Source organism: Holdemania sp. 1001302B_160321_E10, assembly GCF_015552275.1.
Classification (GTDB): domain Bacteria; phylum Bacillota_I; class Bacilli_A; order Erysipelotrichales; family Erysipelotrichaceae; genus Holdemania.
In genome coordinates, this window is record NZ_JADNEM010000005.1 from 40,997 (window position 1) to 58,061 (window position 17,065).

Here is a 17,065-nt window from a genome sequence, read left to right on the forward strand (position 1 = left end):
CCTCCTGTTATCGAACTAAAAATTTATAGAGTTCTTCTTGGGAAAGGCGGCAAAGTTCACTGACGTCCTGTTCGGTATCAATCATTTCCAAAAAACTCTTGTAAAACAACTGGGTCTTTTCCGATTCGTAACGGGTGTTGACCCGAAGTCCCAGCAGGAAAACCAGCCGCACCTGTTCTTCCTCATTCCATTGCATCGCATCTTTCAGCACAGCCACGACCACCCGCGACTGATTGACATAATTCGCATATCCATGCGGAATCGCGACGCCGTTGCCGATGCAGGTTGACACAGCGCCTTCCCGTTCCAGCACCGTACCCAGATATTTCTCGCTGACTGCCCCGCACGCCAGCAGCCGGTCTGTCATCTTCCGCAGCAATTCCTTTTTATCCCGGGCTGCGGGATGAATCAGAATCAGCCGCGGATCAAACAGCGTATGGCAGGATACATCGAAATGTGATTTCTGGTTAATTTTCGTCTTCTTTAAATATTCGATCTTCTCTTTCAATTCTTCAATGCCATGCCCACTCAGCAGCGATTCGATATAAACGATCCGCTCGTCCTGCACCGGCAGCGCCGAAGTGGAAATGATCAGATCATAGCCCGCCAGCTCGCCGACGTCCAGATCGTGCAGACTCAGAATTTTGATTTCCTTGATCTTCGGAATTGCCAGCTTGATCTTGTTGCAGAACATCTGATTCAGGCCCATGCCCAGCTCCGTGATCAGCAGAATCGTCAGCGGCGGTTCCAGCCGGTCCAGAGAAGCCTGAATATATAAAGTAATATAGCTCAGCTCCGTCGAAGAAATCTGGATTCCGTAATACTCCTCAAACAGGATGCTCAATGCCCACGACACGCGGTAGGTCTTGCGGTATTCCTCCTGAATAAAGCTGGTCAGATTGGCGGTGGAGTGCTTCTCAAATTTCATGCGGAAGACGGCAGGGCGAATGTGATTCAACAAGCCGTAATACAGCTCGTGATCCATTGTCAGATCGACGTTCATGATATTGGAAACGACTGAAATAATCCGCTGAACAAATTCTTTGATTTTCTTATCATAATCCCGCACACCGTATTCCAGATCGGCCGCACCGTTGTGGATCATCTGCGAACAGAGCAGCTGAATCGCAAAGTATTTCACTTCCTCGTCGTCGATCTGGATCATAAACTTTTCCTCAATCTGTTTAAACAACGATTGGGACAGCTCATATTCGTTATATTTGACAACGATGTCTTTTTCTTCCTGTTTCAGCTGAAGCAGTCCCATATCCGAACGGGTGACCGCCAGCGCCGCAAACAACAGAATACTGTTGTAGGATTCCTCGGTAAAACTGAAATTCCACGATTTTTCAACAGCGTCGATACATTCGGAAAGCAGCTCCAGATTGATGCCCTTGGCAAAATAGCGGATATTCGCTTCAATCGAATGGGCCTTGTCGTTGATCACCAGATGTTTGATCGCCAGCCGGCAGCTGACCTCCTGCCCTTCTAAATCTATCCCGTAATTGCGCCGCACGGACAGATCAATCGAAAACATTTTCAGCCATTGCGCGCAGGTTTCCAGGTTTTTCTTGCAGACGGGCAGGGAATCATAGGTCAGCTCGCTCAATTCAGCGACGGTCAGCCGATGGCCGAAGCGGGACAACAGGATCCGCAGATAGACATACAGCCGGTATTCGCCATTGACGATATCTTCCACCTCATAGGAACCATACAGACTGGAAAGGGCCTTGCGTTGTTCGCTGTCAGCTTTCAACAGACTGCCCTTCCCCGGCACCTTGATGATTTCACCGAGATTCTTCTGCCGGAGCACATCGTTCAGTTCGTCGATCTTGCCGCGGACGTTCTTTTCCGAGAGGTTTAACAAACGGGCGATGGAGGAGGCTGAAAACCATTCGTTTTCCAGCAGAATCTGCAGGATCTGATGCTTGATCCGGTTTTTTTTATTCGCCTTCATCCTCATCGCGTCACCTCTTTGTCGTTTTCTTTCTCATCGTGTTCCTGCATCCCCCTCTTTGTCAAGCGGTGTACCCTGGCTATGTGTCTGATTTAATAGACGGACGCTTTGCCCAGCGAACCGAAAAGTTCCATTTTTGCGTGGACGGTGCTGCGGGTTTGGGCGATTGCCGGGCCATACATCTTCGGCGGCAGAAAGCCATGGGTTTCATCCAGCGTTGCCTGCAGGGTGCGGAAGAAGGTCTGCTTGATATCGCTGGAAATGTTGACTTTCTGAATTCCGATCGCGCAGGCCTGACGGATTTCTTCATCCGGATTATCGCTGCCGCCGTGCAAAACCAGCGGAACCGGTGCGACTTGATGAATTTGCTTCAGCAGTTCAAGCTGCAGCTTCGGGACAAAGCCTTTGGGATATAAACCATGAGCTGTACCGATCGCGATAGCCAGAGCGTCCACGCCTGTGCCTTCAACAAACTTCACTACATCTTCCGGATTGGTATAGGTGATGTTTTCCACGCCGCCCTCGTCCGAGGTGCTCATCGCGCCGATCGTTCCGATTTCGCCTTCCACGGATACGCCGCAGGCATGAGCCAGTTCAGCAACCTGCCGGGTCAGCCGCATATTTTCTTCAAATGGAAGCTGGGAACCGTCGATCATCACCGAAGTAAATCCGGCCTGGATCGCCCGCAGGCAATCCTCCGCCGTCTTGCCATGGTCCAGATGCAAAGCAAAGGGAACGTCACTGTTGCGCATCCGCAGGGTTACATAGGCAAAGAATTCCGGCGTGGCGAAGTTAAACTCTCCCGGCGCAAATTGCAGAATCGCCGGCGACTGCGTCGCTTCAGCTTCCTCGATTACAGCCCGAACCAGATTCAGATCGGTCGTATTAAAGGCTCCGACAGCAAACTGTTCTTCTCTGGCTTTCGCCAGCATTTCTTTCAATGTGATCAACATGGTGATTACTCCACGTTGACGAAGGAGATTTCATCCAGTTCGTCTTCAGAAATTTCATGCCCCAGATCCTCGCCGGTTTCATCCGCCGCGCTGACCGGACGCTTTAAGAAGGAAAGCACAACGCCGGTAATCACGCTGCCGATCGCCAGACAGATCAACCCTTTCATCGGATCGCTGAAGAATGGGAATGCGATGAAGCCGCCGTTGAGCAGTTCGGAAGAAACACCCCACATCATCGACAAGCCGCCGGCGACCGCCGAACCGACAACGCAGGAAACGACAACTCGAACCAGATCCCGCGCGGCAATCGGAATGACGCCTTCAGTGATCATGACGCAGCCCATCGGCACTGCGGATTTCAGGGTTTCTTTTTCATTGCGGGTATATTTTTTCGGGGTTAACAGACAGGAGATCGCGATCCCAAACGGCGGAATCATCGAAGCGATGATCTGCACGGTCTTCGCGTCGCGGATCCCGTCGGTATACAACGCGTTGGCAAATGCTGTCGCGACCTTGTTGACCGGACCGCCGAAGTCAAACGTCGCCATGCTGCCCAGCGCCGCGCCGTAAATAAACCGCGAGCCTTCCGACAGTGAGGTCAGGAATGTGGTTAACAGATTGGTCAGCCAGGTAATCGGACCGACGAGCACGCCGTACATCAGCAGCCCGGCAGCCGCTGTGGATAAAAACGGTATGATAATGACCGGCATGATGCCTTCCAGCGATTTCGGCAGCTTGATATACTTTTTGATCAGGACGACCAGATAACCGACCAACAGGCCGCCGATCATACCACCGATAAACCCAGCTTTGATATTATTCGCGACATAACCGATGATGAAGCCCGGCGCTAACGCCGGACGGCCGGCGACGCTGAAGGCGATGTACGCGCACAGCATCGGGACCATCAGCTGCATGCCCAGATTGCCGGTCTGATACAGCCAATAGCCGATCCCGCTTTCACCGAGGTTGGCGACGCTCTGGCCTGCGATCAGACGGCCGATCGCCATCGTTAAACCGGCGGCGACAACTAACGGAATAAAATAACTGATGCCGGTAAGAATGTGCTGTTTCATTTCTCTAAACGTTTTTTTCATGCGAAGTTCCCTCTTTCTCTATGGCTTTTTCTACTTTCTGGATCAAGGCGATCGGGTTTTTGATCAAGGTCGACGTATCGACTTTAACGACTTTCTTCCCCTTGAAGCGTTCCATTCCGGTAATTGCCACGTCGATCGCCAGAATCACGACATCCGCAGCTTTGATGTCCTCGGGCGTCAGCTCATGCTCAACGCCGATTGTTCCCTGCGTTTCGCAATGGATTTGGTGTCCGCGGAGCTGCGCACTTTTCATCAGCTTTTCACGGGCGATGTAGGTGTGGGCGATCCCCGCCGTACAGGCGGCCACGCCAACGATCTTCATCATTTTGATTCCTCCTTTATCACGGCCGGAAGTCCGATCAGGACCCGCGCCGTTTCTGCCTGTAATGTAACCGAGGAGCATTCCGCCGGGATCAGGGCGCCCCAGCCCTGAGTGAGGGTGACGCTTTCCTGCGGCGTTGTCAGTTTGACGTCGCCGTCAATCGGCACGCACAGCCGGTGTTCGCCGGTATTGGCCAGCGTATATTCCCCATGAACCTCGACGATCTGCATCCCGAAGGCGTCGGTATCGGTCTCATCAATCATCATGACCGATCGGCTTGCGCCCTGAAGGACTTCCGCCTTCGGATGCATAATCACCCGCCGGCGGATTTCGTCTTCCGTATAGGTCGTCATATCAAACAGTCCGAGGCCATGTTCGCCATCCAGACCGTTGAACATTTCCTCATCTGTTAACGTCACGCCGTTGACCTGCCGTTCCACGCGGATTGTGATATCGCTGCATTCGTGGATTTCCAGAAACAGACAGCCCGGCCCCACGGCATGCGGCATCCCCGCCGGGATCAGAATGACGTCGCCCTGCATCACTTCAATTTTGTGCAGGCAATCCACCATCGCCGCGACGTCCTGCTTTTCAAACAGAGATTTCCACAGGGCGGCGGTAACTCCCGGCATAAAGCCGGCATAAATGCAGCTGGGCTGCCCGTTCACGGTCTGCGTGCGGGCGATGTACCAGGCTTCGGTCTTGCCGCAGGGGCTGTGAAAATAACGCGCGGCGTCTTCCTTGCGCGGATGGCATTGAAGCACCAGCCGGACGATCGTATCGCCGGCGCGTGCCAGCACGCCGAGCTGATTGGGCAGCCGTTTCTGACTGCGCGGGCCAAGCACGCCGGAAGGATCTTCCGCGATGATCGCGTCCAGCCGTTTGCCGCCCTGCGCCGCGATTGTGCGGCTGATCGCATAACCCTCGCCATGTCCCGGAGCGATTGCGCCGATCGAGGTGACCAGCAATTCTTCACATTGATGATTGTTTTCAGCGGGTTCCATTCTCCGCCATTGGTTTAACAGCGTGCCGCCGATATACGGACGGGTGATTCGATCATGATCAAAAATCCAGATTCTTGAGGAAGCTTCACTCATAATTTTCCTTCTTTCTTTCAACCTTTCGTCACTCTGCCTGAGGCCGATGTCAATTATTTTTCTGATGGCTGCGGATGGGGAGGTGCCGCTGGTTAATCAAGGTGCTGATCCTTCATCATCAGGTGGACGGCGCTGGTCTTAAAGGTCAGCGGCAGCGCCAGAATGTTGGGATGCCCGCCGACATATTTCTGTTGGGCATCGGCCAGCGCTTCCTCCACAGTAGCGCGGGTTTTCATGCCCATCGCACGGGCGTAGCCGGGTTCCATCGCTCCGGTGATATAAATTGCCGCGGTGTTCATCTCGGCGATATGCGCGCATGAGATCATACTGAACCCGTGGAAGGGATGGAAGGCGTTGGCAAACCGATAACGTCGGATGTATTCCACGTTTGTCGCAAAATATTCCCCAACCCGGTTCATGTCCGGCAGCGTATTCATCTGATCGTGCTGGAACATCTCAAACATCTCGCGCGTATACGGCCACAGCTCATCGTGGAAATACCCGTTGCACAGACTCTGGCAGATGATCACGCAGCGGTCGCTCATGATGCGTTTCAGCCGGATCACCTGCGCGGAGATTGCCTGCATCAACATGATCGGGTTCGTGCCCATTCCCTCGCCATAGTGGAAAAACTGCGGCGCACCGAAAATCAGCACATCGTATTTCTTTTCCGCCCACGGCACATAGGTTCGCCGATCGGCGACCTTCCAGCTTAACGGCATCATTTCTTTCGCATAGCCGGAAAAGATCGCGATCTGCCGGGACTGCGTGTCCAGCACGGCGTCGCAGCAGAAGAATTTCTTCCCCATCCGCTCTTCCATCGTCATGCTGATCTGATTGAATTTATCGCGCATCAGGCTGTGGCCGCTGACCGGCGTGAAATCAGCCCGATGCATGACGGATGGGACATGATGTGAAGCGATCGAACGCCAGTGCGTGATCCCGGTGGCCGAGTGTTTGTAGCCGCCGGAATAACCGCCGTAGGGGTTGCCCTGGACATGGCCGATCAGAATTGCGACATCCGCGTCGTAAACATATTTGTTCATGATGACCGGATCGCCCTGTTCGGTTTTCCCCAGATCGACCAGATGTTCATAATCTTCCGAGTCGTGATTCAGAATTTGCCCCGTCCCCCAGAATTCTCCAAACAGTTCCGGGCCGAGGATCCCGCGCAGCTCCGGCTCGGTATTCTTGCGGTGCAGACCATTGGAACAGATCAACAAGATATCCTGATGCCGAACCCCTGCCGCGATCAGTTCGTCGACGATCAGCCGGATCGCCACCTTGCGATGACTTGTCGGCTGCTGCCCGCCTTTCACCCGATCGGGAAAAACGATGACGCAGCGGCTGCCGGGATGAGCCAGCTCGCTTAACGGCGGCATGCCGATCGGATGAAGCAGACTGTCCTGCGTCGCCTGTACCAGCTGGTCTTCCGGAATGTGGGGCGGATCCGGCACCGTCACGCCCGGGATAAAGATGTCGGTCGTGTCCGGCAGTTCTGCCCAGATGGTTCCCGGGCCGTATTCCAATTCTACTTTCATTTTCGCGCCTCCTGATAGTCCTGCATGATTTCCAGAAATTCATCGGGATAAAACCCGATCTCGCCTTCAAAACGGGTCAGAGCGATCAGCCCGCCGTCGATCTGGGCAATCCGCGCGATCGCTGCCGCGTTGGTTTTCTTCAAACCGCCCCCATAGACGACCGGAACGGGAATCACCTGTTTAATTTTTACGGCCGCTTCCCGAATCTCATCCGGCGAGGCCGGGATTTTCCCCGGTCCGATGCTCCACAGCGGCTCATAGGCGATCACGACTTTTTTCAGATCCGCGCCCGCCAGGCCGATTTCCAGCTGGGTTTGCAGCACGCTTTGCCACTTCGGACGCTGCGCGGCGCTCTCGCCGATGCAAAACAGCACGTCCAGTCCCGCTTTCTGCGCGGCCAGAACTTCCTTATTCAATGTCCGGGAAATCGCGTCTTCCGCTTCCACGCCGGCCGCTTCCAACAATGCGCGGTCTTTTGCCCGTTGTTCGCCATGACCGATCATCACCGCCCGGCAGCCCAATTCAACAGCAGCGTTCGCGGTCAGACTCGTCGTAAACGCTCCGAAATTTCCGCCGGCCTCCGTGTCAAGACCCAACACGCCCTGCGCGCCGACATGGATTTTCTTCGCCGCTGCCACTGCCGGAATTAAATGAGCTTCCGGGAAGAAAAACGTCACGTCGGTTTGGGAAGTGAACGTGAATCCTGATTCTACCTGACGGATGATCGTCGCTGCCCATTGATCCATCGGCGCCAGACGATTGACGCCGCCTCTGCGGGGCGAAATATCAAAACGTTTTAAATTCACATAAAGATGATCCATGGTTTACCTCCAATCCCGGATCGCCTGAGCGATCGTTTCCGCATCCAGACCATAACGTTTCTTCAAATCATCGCGCTTGCCTGAAGTTCCGAAGCGATCCTGGACTCCGATCCGGCGGACCTGCCCCTGTCCCAATTCGGCGACGACTTCGCTGACCGCACTGCCCAATCCGCCGATAACATTATGATCTTCAGCGGTCAGGATCTTCCCAGTCCTGGCGGCGTAATGACAGATGAGTCCGCGATCAACCGGCTTGACTGTGCTCATATCAACAACCGCAGCCGCAATGCCTTCTCTTTCCAGAATCTGCGCTGCCTGCAAAGCTTCATACACCAGATCGCCGATGGCCAGAATCGCAGCGTCGGTTCCATCCTTGACGACAAGACCTTTTCCGATTTCAAACTTGACGTCCGGGCGATGCACCGCGGGGGAAGAAGTCCGCCCAAACCGCAGGTAGACAGGACCCTCGTTGAGAATAGCCGCCTCCACTGCAGATTTCACCGTAAATTCATCGCAGGGAACAATCACGGTCATTCCCGGGATCGCCCGCATCAGCGCCAGATCCTCAATGCACTGGTGGGAGGCGCCGTCCTCGCCGATCAGCACGCCGCCATGGGTCGCACCGATTTTTACATTCAGATGAGAATAAGCGATCGCGTTGCGGATTTGTTCGTAAGCCCGACCCGCCGCAAACATCGCGAACGTGGAAGCGAAGACGGTTTTGCCGCAGCTGGCCATGCCGGCCGCTGTGCCCATCAGATCTTGTTCGGCGATGCCCAGATCAAAGAAGCGTTCCGGATATTTCCGGGCAAACAGACAGGTCTGTGTTGCCTTGGACAAATCGCCGTCCAAAACAAGAAAATCATAAGTTTCCCCCAGTTCCGCCAGCGCTTCGCCATACGCTGTCCGCGTGGCTTTCGTCATGCTTGTTCCTCCTTGTGAAGCCGCGCTTCCAATTCTTTGCGGGCTTGTTCACTTTGTTTTAAATCCGGCGGTGTTCCATGCCAGCCGACGATATTTTCCATAAAGGAAACACCCTTGCCTTTCACCGTATTGAGAATGATGGCGGAGGGTTTCCCGGATGCGGCTTTGGCACGCTTGATCGCCTGGTCAATGGCGGCGACGTCGTGACCGTCGATCATCTGCACAAACCACCCGAAAGCAGCCAGCTTCTTTTCCAGGGGTTCGATATTCATTACCTGCGCAGTTGGACCGTCGATCTGTAAGCCGTTGCGGTCGACGAACAGCGTTAACTGATCGAGCTTATAATGAGCGGCCGTCATCAGCGCTTCCCAGATCTGTCCTTCCTGCATTTCCCCATCCCCGCAGATGCAATACACGCGGTAGGTTTTATGGTCGACCCGGCCGGCTAACGCCATGCCATTGGCGCATGACAATCCCTGGCCTAACGAACCGGATGACATATCCACGCCCGGCGTTTTCGTCATGCTGGGATGTCCCTGCAGGATTCCGTCAATCGACCGGAATTTTTTCAGCTCCGCCCGGTCAAAATACCCATGCGCGGCCAGCGCCGCATACAGCGCGGAGGATGCGTGGCCTTTCGATAATACCAGCCGGTCGCGGTCCGGCCATGCCGGTTCCTCGGGCCGGATCTTCATGTGTTCTCCATAAAGTACCGCAAGCAGTTCGCAGATCGACAACGCTCCGCCGATGTGTCCGCTTTGCGCCGTGGTGATTTCATCAAGGATATCCAACCGCATCTGATCCGCGGCGATTTGTAATTGTCGAACATTCATGACACTCGCCTCCTTGCCTTAATCATAAAAGCAGAAATGCCATGAATACTGAACGATCAGGTCCAGAAAGTTCCGGTAAATTTGACGTTATTCCTTACAAAACGATACAGATCCGCCTTTATGCCACTTCGCCCCTGTGTCAGACATGCCTGCGGACCGGGTCAGCTGCCTGAAGCTTGCATGAGGAAAAATGGCTGGGGAATCAAAGAAAGTCTGGTTCAATCGGACATTTTCGAAATACGCAAACCAACGCAGAAAAACACCTCAGAACAACGGCAAGTCAGCGAACTCATCACACCCCTTGCCGATCATTGCGTGGGTGAAGTTTGCCTTTGCCAAAACAAAGCGCCGGCTAAACTTCGTCCTCCTTTTTTGACTCAGGTCCTTTTTCAGCTGAGCAAACGCAAAAAAAGATCCCACCTCCGGATCAGAAATGAGATCTACTTTATGGATAAAACGCCGGTTCTTCTGTCATTCCGACTTGTCGCTGTCGCTTTGTCCCGCTGAATTCTGACGTTTATTTCTTGAAATTCAGATAGTTTGCCAGATTGGCATTCGAATCCAGTCTGGCTTTGATCTTCGGTGTACGGCAGCTCATCAAAACGGTAACGCCCGGGCCATGCCCTGAAATGTAGCTGTCGCCATGGATGATGACGCCGATCGTCACGGCGCCCTGGCAATAATCCGGGCCGTGATCGTTGCAATGATCCTGAATCATTACGATATCGCCGAACCGCAGTTCCTGCAGCCTTAGCTCCGCAAACGATTTCGCGTCGCGCGTCATGATATCATAATCGCCGCTCAGCATCGTATCGCTGCCCAAGCCCGAACCCATTAACGCCGCCGGAATCACCTTTGTGACCGGCACGACCAGACAGCCGTCCTGTTCCTCTATCCCCATCTTATTCAACAGCTCCGGATCCAGATTCATGACGGTGATTTCCGGATAATCCGTCAGCGTCATCCCCTGACCGCAGGCTTTGACTAAAAATTGATCGTCGACCGTCAGTTTTTCCAACACTTCCTGTTCAAAGGCAATCATGACGTGATCAATACCGCCGTGCTTTCCCGTAACATAGCCTATTGCACCTTTTGCTTCGCCGGTGATGACTTTAGCCTGATTGCCGATGCAGGTCAAGGTGTTGTACGCCATATCCATAGCCGGATCCGGATTCTTCGTACTGACGCCCGGTTCGACATGATCGCCGGCCAGTCCCATACAGCCGTCGCCAATCTGGAAATTATACGTGATCCCGCCGGTCGCCGGCAGAATCCATGGCCGTCCGTCACTGCCGACGCGATACTGGCGTTTCATTACCGGCGGATGAACCTTGCCCTGAACAGATTGCATAACTAAATGTTCTTTGTTGAATTTGATCATTGAAATTCCTCGCTTTCTCATTGAGCCTATTATACCATTTAATTTTCATTGCATAAAAGCGAGGATTGTCCCCGCTGTTAATATTTGTGTCTTACGCCCTTGGATCAGCGTCGGCGCAGCGATGTGATTCGCCAGCCGTCTTCCGTTTCTTTAAAGTTCAGCAGCAGCTTCACCGTCTTCTTTCCGGTGGTATAGGTAACCGTGACATCATAATCCCCGCCGCTGAGTTTTGCCACATCACTGATCTGACGGCAGTCTTGAGTTTGCATTGCCTCCTCAAAGCCAAGAAACCGGTTAAAGTTTTCCGGCATTCGGTTGGCAACAAATGCCTCGATCGCCTCATCTGTCATCACTGGCGAAAGATAATCCTGGATCTGAGCGCTCCAATCTTCTGCCAGCGCCGTTCTCTCGTCCAGCGTTTTGGCATCATCGAAAAGATCCTGCGGCATGGCTGGGATCGTGTCTGTCAATTCCAGAAACTGTTCCGTTTGAGTCCGCAGAATTTCCTCGGTTGCGGGTTTTGTCTGGCAGCCAAACAGACACAGGGTGATGATAAGACAGAAGAATCCTTTTTTCATAATCAAACTCACCTTCCTTAATTAAATCATTTGATATTTATCGTTTATTTCAAAATTATAGTCTTTTATTAGTTTAAACAACTGGCGATATTGATCCCGTGTTAAATTTGTTATTGCCCCGGTTCTACTTATATAAATAAAATCACGGAATTCATCGATTGGCAGCGGATTCTTTAAACGCGTTATATTGGAAATTTTAGCATACCATGGACTTTTCCAATATGAATATTGATAGCCTGAATCAAAAGTTTGATACGGAAGTTCCTGAATGATTCCCAAACCAACAATCATACCGGCATATTTTTTATATAACTGACGTTCTTGCTCGGCATAAATTAGTAATTTCTGGTTTCCAATTTCCTTACATTGAGCGCAGACATGTCCCATGTGATCTTTTGACGTCTTTGCGCACATAAATACAACGATGTCATTAATTTGCGCATCTTTCTTTACAGTCCAGTCCAACGTTGTAGCTTCACTAAAGAAATGATCAATGTTCGTCATTCGGTCTGTTTCATATCGATCAATTAAATCTTCCAATTCCACAGGGGATTGGAAATTAGTAATAAATGCTTCCACGATTGTTTTCCCCCTCTTTTTCAACTACCTTCTGATTTTTTATTGAGATGATCTGTCCGCTTAATTCTAATTTTATTATACTTGATTTCTAAACAAAATTTCTTTTATTTTATTTTTTTATTTGTTTATGCAACGACATCAATCGGGCAGAATAAAATTACAGGAAACAGATTGTTCTTGACACGTTTGATATAATTAAAGACGCTGAAAGGAAGGCGATCAACATGGTTATGGCGGTCTTATTGACATTTGTTGCGGGGGTACTGGGCACGCTTCTGGGAGGAGTTCTCGGTTTGCGGATCGACCCGAAGTCATCACAATCTCTGAGCTGTCTGTTGGCGTTTTCCGCCGGCATGATGATCAGCATGATCTGTTTTGACCTCATGCCGGAAGCGCTGGAACAGGCGGGATTGGCGATTGCCGTCGCCGGCTGCGGTCTGGGCGTGCTGCTTCTGTTGAAATTTGACGGTCTGTTTCATCATCATGATGAACAGCCGGATGAACTGGATGATCTGCATCATCACCATCATGCGATGGAAGAAGTCAATACTAAAAAGTTAATGCAGCTGGGTCTGATGATGATCGGCTCGGTGGCGCTGCATAATTTCCCGGAAGGCATGGCGGTCGGCTCCAGCGCCTTGTACGAAGTAAAGACGGGAATGATGATGGCGCTGCTTCTGGCGCTGCATAATCTGCCGGAGGGCATGGGCATGATCGTACCGCTGCGCAGCGGCGGAGTGGGCAAAGGCAGGTCGCTGCTTCTGGTCGCGTTAAGCGGACTGCCGACCTTGATCGGCGGGGTTGCCGGCGTGCTGCTGGGTTCGATCAGTCCGGTGTTTATCGGATTCACGCTGGCGCTGGCAGCGGGATGTATGTTGTATGTCACTTATTATGAAATTCTGCCGCAGGTCACGCTGATGGAAAAAGGCCGGCGTCCGCTGGTATTCCAACTGGCCGGGTTTCTGTTAGGCTTCGTGCTGATTTCGATCATGTAAAGAAAAGCTGAAATTGACGATCAGGATCGCGATGGGATCCTTGTTCAATCTCAGCTTTTTCTGTCTGCGCCGTTACTCTGCGGTAAACGGTGTTCCCTGACCTGATTCAATCTGATCATAAGCCTGCTTGATCAGATTGAAATAATTTGGCGCACCGGCTAACGTGGCGCCGGTCGTGACATCCGCAACGGTCCATTCGCCGGCATCATTTTTCGCAATGTCTGTCGATTCCGGGTATGTTCCATAATTGACGCCGTGATCGTAAACATAGTTTTTGATCAGCTCAATATTTCCCGGGAAGGTGATCGGACTTGGCCAGAAATCGACGCCATGATGAATCGACGCTTTTGTTCCAATCTGAATTTCGGCCGCCGGTTTTCCTTCGCTGTCCAGCAGCTGCGCAGGTTCCGTTATTCCTTCATGATACCAGGCGCCGCCCTCCTGCGTTGCAACATAGGCTATGAATTCAACGTCTTTGCCATGGACCGACGCTGTATAAACAACCTGATCGTCCGCCGACGACGCTGTCCAGGTCAGTCCGTTCAGTTCAAAGGCTGCAGGATAACGCTTTTCGCCTGCCGTAATGACGGCGCCGCCTAAGGCTTCCGCTTTTTCATCGTCGAGAATAGCCCAGCCATCTGCCCCGCCGGCCGAGACCGGAAGCAGAGCTTCTACAAAATCAATAAAGACGACTTCCTTGGTTTCATCATTGACATAAACTGTCGCTGCAATCGAACTGTCGACAGAATCGCCTTCCTGATTGTAAACGCCATAGACAGAAGCACAGGTCAGCTTCATGCCCTCTTTCGCTAACTGTTGGACGTCGATATCCCGGTAATCTACCGTCGTTGGTTCAGCGCTGGCTGTCGGTTCCGGCATTGTTTCCGGGGTTGCCGTTGGCGCAGGGGATGTGGAACAAGCCGCCATCATCAAACCCGCCGTCAGTAAAGCAAGACTGTGTTTATTCTTCATTTCTTTCCCTCCTAATTTTAGTACATTGTACTAATTTAGAGTTTAATCGTTTGTTACTTCTTTGTCAAGCCCCAGGTTTGTTTGTCAGATTGCAGAGCGCATGCTAGAATTAAACAAGGTGATCGCTGATGAAAAAAAATCTGAAAGAAGAAATTCTAAAAACAGCCCAGACCTTTTTTAATGAAAAGGGGTATCAGGAAACGACGATGCGCGATATCGCGTCAGCTCTGAGAATCAGTCTGGGCAATTTAACTTATCATTTTCATAAAAAAGAAGACCTGATGATCGCTCTGCTGAAATGGCCGGATTTTCTAAATCAACCGCTCGCTGCAACTTTTGAAGAGTTGTTCGAATTAATCCGGGCGATGATCGAAAGCTTGATCGTCAATCGCTTCTTCTATACCGAAGATGAACTGGGCCGGGCAACGCCGGAGTTTTACCGTCATAACGTCGATACGGTAAGCAGGATTGAAAATCATCTGGAGCAGTCTCTGCAGCAGCTCAGCGATCAAGGCTGGCTGATCCCCTGGACAAGCGAACAGGAAAGGCATGCGTTTACGCGGATGATCATGGACAGTCATATCGTATGGATTAAAAATTCTTTTTACCGGGAAGCGCAGGATCAGATTTCATACGCTGATTTTTTGGATATTCACTGGTATTTGCTTGAAAGCCATGTTCAGAAAGAAAAATTGACTGAATACCAGCGCAGCCGATCCTGGCTCTCCACCGGAAAAAATCCGAAAGAAGAGAAATAAAATGCTAAAATTGAATTTGATAATTAAAAAGGATCGCACCGCCGAGTTTTTAAAAATTCGCGACGTTCGATCCTTTTTTATACTTTGATTTTCGATTTATAACTTTTAATAATCTGATCATTTTTTATTATCGTTCGATCAGCGCGATGATCAGATCGTTGACATTGGTTCCTGTCGGGCCTGTGACGATCAGACTTCCAGCCTTTGCTAAAGCTGGATAGGCGTCAAAATTCGTGATCGCGGCTTCCCCGCTGCCTTCAAGCCGGGTCCAGGTTGTTTCGTCCGCCAGTCCCCCAGCTGCGTCTGTCGGTCCGTCCGTTCCGTCCGAACCGGCTGCCAAAATCGTAATCCCGGCTTGTCCCTGAAGTTTTTGCGCGCAGAGCAGGGCCAGATGTTGGTTTCTCCCGCCCATGCCGGATCCGCTCACTTCCACAGTAGGTTCGCCGCCAAAGATCAGCGCCTGCTTTTCGTTGGAGGCCAATCCTTTTTGTGTTTCCTCACAGGCTTTGATCAAGCGCTTGGCCAACGATGAAACAGAATCGGTCAGTGCGGCGGAAACAATGTGCGCCGGATAACCGTGACGCTCACTTGCCGCCCGGGCGGCTTCGCACAGTTCTTCTCCACTGCCTACAGACTGCCAATGTACCGGCCTGCAATCTGACTCTTCCGTACTCGAAAGGTAGGGAAGCAATGCGGGATCCAGCTTTAGCTGATATCGCCGGATCAGCGGCATCAGCGACTGCCCGGTGAAGGGATCCGCAAAAACGGGTCCCGACGCGACATCCCGCGGATCGCCGTTGACAATATCCGACAGAATCAAAACTTCAATCGGATGCGGTCTCAGCAAGGCCGCCAGTTTTCCACCTTTGAGCCGGGATATCCGGCGGCGGATCCGATTGAGTTCCTCAATCGGCGCGCCGCTGCGCAGAAGTTGTTCATTCAAGTGCTGAACTTGCTTTAAGGTAACACCCTCAGGCAGGACTTCGGCCAGCGCGGAACCGCCGCCGGACAACAGAATCAGCACCCGGCGGTCAGGCTTCAGCCGCCGCGCAAATTCCAGGATCGCGTTGCCGGCTGTCAGACTGGTTTCATCCAGAACAGGATGCGAAGCTTCGATGATCGTCAGCGGCGGCAGCGGTCCCCGGCTGTGTCCATGCTTCGTGATCACCAGACCTTCCCGCAGACCATCGCCCAAGGTTTCCCGCGCCGCCTCCGCCATTGTCCAGGCAGCTTTGCCTATCGCCAAGAGCGAACAAGGTACATCCCGCGGCCAATCCGCCAGCGCCTCGCTTACACGTTTTTGCGGCTGAACCTGCGCCAGGGCTTCCCTTAGAATCGCAAGCGCTTCCGCTTTCCGCTCCGCCGATGAATTCATGAATGCAGTGCAACGCCGCTCAGCAGCTCATAATAGCGGGCCAGCGCACTGTGATCCTCCGCGCCGAAGCCCTGATTGGAAAGCAGCTCCAGCATTTCCATGACCTGCGCTGTCAGGGGCAGCGGCGCACCGGCCGCATGTCCTGTTTCCAACGCGTTATTCAGATCCTTGATATGCAGATCAATCCGGAAACCTGGCTGACGATGACCCGCGATCATCATCGGCGCCTTGGCTTCCATCACAGTAGAGCCGGCCAATCCGCCGCGAATCGCTTCAAACAAGACTTCCGGCTTCACTTCCGTCCGTACAGCCAGAGTGAAAGCTTCCGCGACTGCCGCCATGTTCACCGCGACGATAATCTGATTCGCCAGCTTCACGGTATTACCCGCACCGCATGGTCCGCAATGAACGGCTGAGGAACCCATTTCCAGCAGCAGGCCTTTTACTTTTTCAAAAGTTTCTGCATCGCCGCCCGCCATGATGGATAACGTGCCGTCAACCGCTTTCGGCTCGCCTCCGGAAACGGGGGCGTCCAGCATCGTCACGCCTGCCTGCCGGCATCTTTCGGCCAGAGAGCGGCTGGCCAGCGGGGCGATCGAACTCATATCAATGAGAATCTGGCCTGGATGGGAACCGGCCAGAATTCCGTCTTCATCGCACACCGCAGCTTCCACCTGCGGCGAATTCGGCAGCATTGTGATCACAACTTCAGCGCCCTCCGCCGCTTCTTTCCCGCACGCTGCCGGCTTTGCCCCCAGCTCAACAAGCTCCGCGATATGCTCCGGATGATGATCCGCGACGGTTAGTTCATGTCCCGCCCGGATTAAATTTTTTGCCATCGGACGTCCCATGACGCCCAACCCGATAAATCCAATTTTCATT

Annotated in this window: 17 protein-coding genes; 2 read left to right on the forward strand and 15 right to left on the reverse strand. The window is 52.5% G+C overall.

Going from position 1 to position 17,065, the window contains the following annotated elements:
- Positions 1-7 precede the first annotated feature (7 nt).
- The 12 genes from I2D94_RS04165 to I2D94_RS04220 all read right to left on the reverse strand — a co-directional run bounded on the left by I2D94_RS04165 (position 8) and on the right by I2D94_RS04220 (position 12,083).
- Positions 8-1,963, reverse strand: coding sequence for a transcription antiterminator (locus I2D94_RS04165; RefSeq protein WP_195395711.1), 1,956 nt, complete (start codon positions 1,961-1,963; stop codon positions 8-10).
- An 86-nt stretch (positions 1,964-2,049) separates the two neighbouring features.
- Positions 2,050-2,910 (reverse strand): ketose-bisphosphate aldolase, encoded by an 861-nt coding sequence (locus I2D94_RS04170; RefSeq protein WP_195395712.1) that lies wholly within the window; start codon positions 2,908-2,910, stop codon positions 2,050-2,052.
- A 5-nt stretch (positions 2,911-2,915) separates the two neighbouring features.
- Complete coding sequence (locus I2D94_RS04175; protein WP_072683120.1) at positions 2,916-4,007, reverse strand: PTS fructose transporter subunit IIC; 1,092 nt, start codon at positions 4,005-4,007, stop codon at positions 2,916-2,918.
- A complete protein-coding gene (locus I2D94_RS04180; protein WP_072683284.1) occupies positions 3,991-4,329 on the reverse strand; it encodes a PTS fructose transporter subunit IIB in 339 nt (112 codons plus the stop codon). The genes I2D94_RS04175 and I2D94_RS04180 overlap by 17 nt, the downstream gene beginning before the upstream one ends.
- Positions 4,329-5,426, reverse strand: coding sequence for a class I mannose-6-phosphate isomerase (locus tag I2D94_RS04185; protein ID WP_195395713.1), 1,098 nt, complete (start codon positions 5,424-5,426; stop codon positions 4,329-4,331). The genes I2D94_RS04180 and I2D94_RS04185 overlap by 1 nt, the downstream gene beginning before the upstream one ends.
- Positions 5,427-5,518: 92 nt before the next feature.
- Entirely contained in the window at positions 5,519-6,967 is a 1,449-nt protein-coding gene (locus I2D94_RS04190; protein ID WP_195395714.1) for a lactate racemase domain-containing protein, read from the reverse strand.
- On the reverse strand, positions 6,964-7,788 hold the full coding sequence (locus tag I2D94_RS04195; RefSeq protein WP_195395715.1) for a triose-phosphate isomerase family protein: 825 nt from the start codon (positions 7,786-7,788) through the stop codon (positions 6,964-6,966). The genes I2D94_RS04190 and I2D94_RS04195 overlap by 4 nt, the downstream gene beginning before the upstream one ends.
- Before the next feature lie 3 nt (positions 7,789-7,791).
- Positions 7,792-8,712 (reverse strand): transketolase family protein, encoded by a 921-nt coding sequence (locus I2D94_RS04200; RefSeq protein ID WP_195395716.1) that lies wholly within the window; start codon positions 8,710-8,712, stop codon positions 7,792-7,794.
- A complete protein-coding gene (locus I2D94_RS04205) occupies positions 8,709-9,545 on the reverse strand; it encodes a transketolase (RefSeq protein ID WP_195395717.1) in 837 nt (278 codons plus the stop codon). The genes I2D94_RS04200 and I2D94_RS04205 overlap by 4 nt, the downstream gene beginning before the upstream one ends.
- A gap of 517 nt (positions 9,546-10,062) precedes the next feature.
- Positions 10,063-10,926, reverse strand: a complete 864-nt coding sequence (locus I2D94_RS04210; protein ID WP_072683114.1) for a DUF4438 domain-containing protein — start codon at positions 10,924-10,926, stop codon at positions 10,063-10,065.
- Positions 10,927-11,030: 104 nt separating this feature from the next.
- Positions 11,031-11,504: a hypothetical protein gene (locus I2D94_RS04215; protein WP_195395718.1), complete on the reverse strand. Its 474-nt coding sequence runs from the start codon at positions 11,502-11,504 to the stop codon at positions 11,031-11,033.
- A 21-nt stretch (positions 11,505-11,525) separates the two neighbouring features.
- Positions 11,526-12,083, reverse strand: a complete 558-nt coding sequence (locus I2D94_RS04220; protein ID WP_195395719.1) for a hypothetical protein — start codon at positions 12,081-12,083, stop codon at positions 11,526-11,528.
- Between the two features lie 224 nt (positions 12,084-12,307).
- On the opposite strand from I2D94_RS04220, the gene I2D94_RS04225 reads away from it, so the two are divergent.
- Complete coding sequence (locus I2D94_RS04225) at positions 12,308-13,078, forward strand: ZIP family metal transporter (RefSeq protein ID WP_195395720.1); 771 nt, start codon at positions 12,308-12,310, stop codon at positions 13,076-13,078.
- A 72-nt stretch (positions 13,079-13,150) separates the two neighbouring features.
- On the opposite strand, the gene I2D94_RS04230 is transcribed toward I2D94_RS04225, so the two are convergent.
- A complete protein-coding gene (locus I2D94_RS04230) occupies positions 13,151-14,050 on the reverse strand; it encodes a hypothetical protein (protein ID WP_195395721.1) in 900 nt (299 codons plus the stop codon).
- A gap of 128 nt (positions 14,051-14,178) precedes the next feature.
- On the opposite strand from I2D94_RS04230, the gene I2D94_RS04235 reads away from it, so the two are divergent.
- Complete coding sequence (locus I2D94_RS04235) at positions 14,179-14,808, forward strand: TetR/AcrR family transcriptional regulator (RefSeq protein WP_195395722.1); 630 nt, start codon at positions 14,179-14,181, stop codon at positions 14,806-14,808.
- Between the two features lie 127 nt (positions 14,809-14,935).
- Here the strand turns inward: I2D94_RS04235 and I2D94_RS04240 are convergent, their stop codons facing one another.
- Positions 14,936-16,183: a glycerate kinase gene (locus I2D94_RS04240; protein ID WP_195395723.1), complete on the reverse strand. Its 1,248-nt coding sequence runs from the start codon at positions 16,181-16,183 to the stop codon at positions 14,936-14,938.
- Positions 16,180-17,064 carry a 2-hydroxy-3-oxopropionate reductase gene (gene garR / locus I2D94_RS04245; protein WP_229056754.1) on the reverse strand — a complete coding sequence of 295 codons (885 nt, stop codon included), beginning with the start codon at positions 17,062-17,064 and terminating at the stop codon, positions 16,180-16,182. The genes I2D94_RS04240 and garR overlap by 4 nt, the downstream gene beginning before the upstream one ends.
- Position 17,065 lies beyond the last annotated feature (1 nt).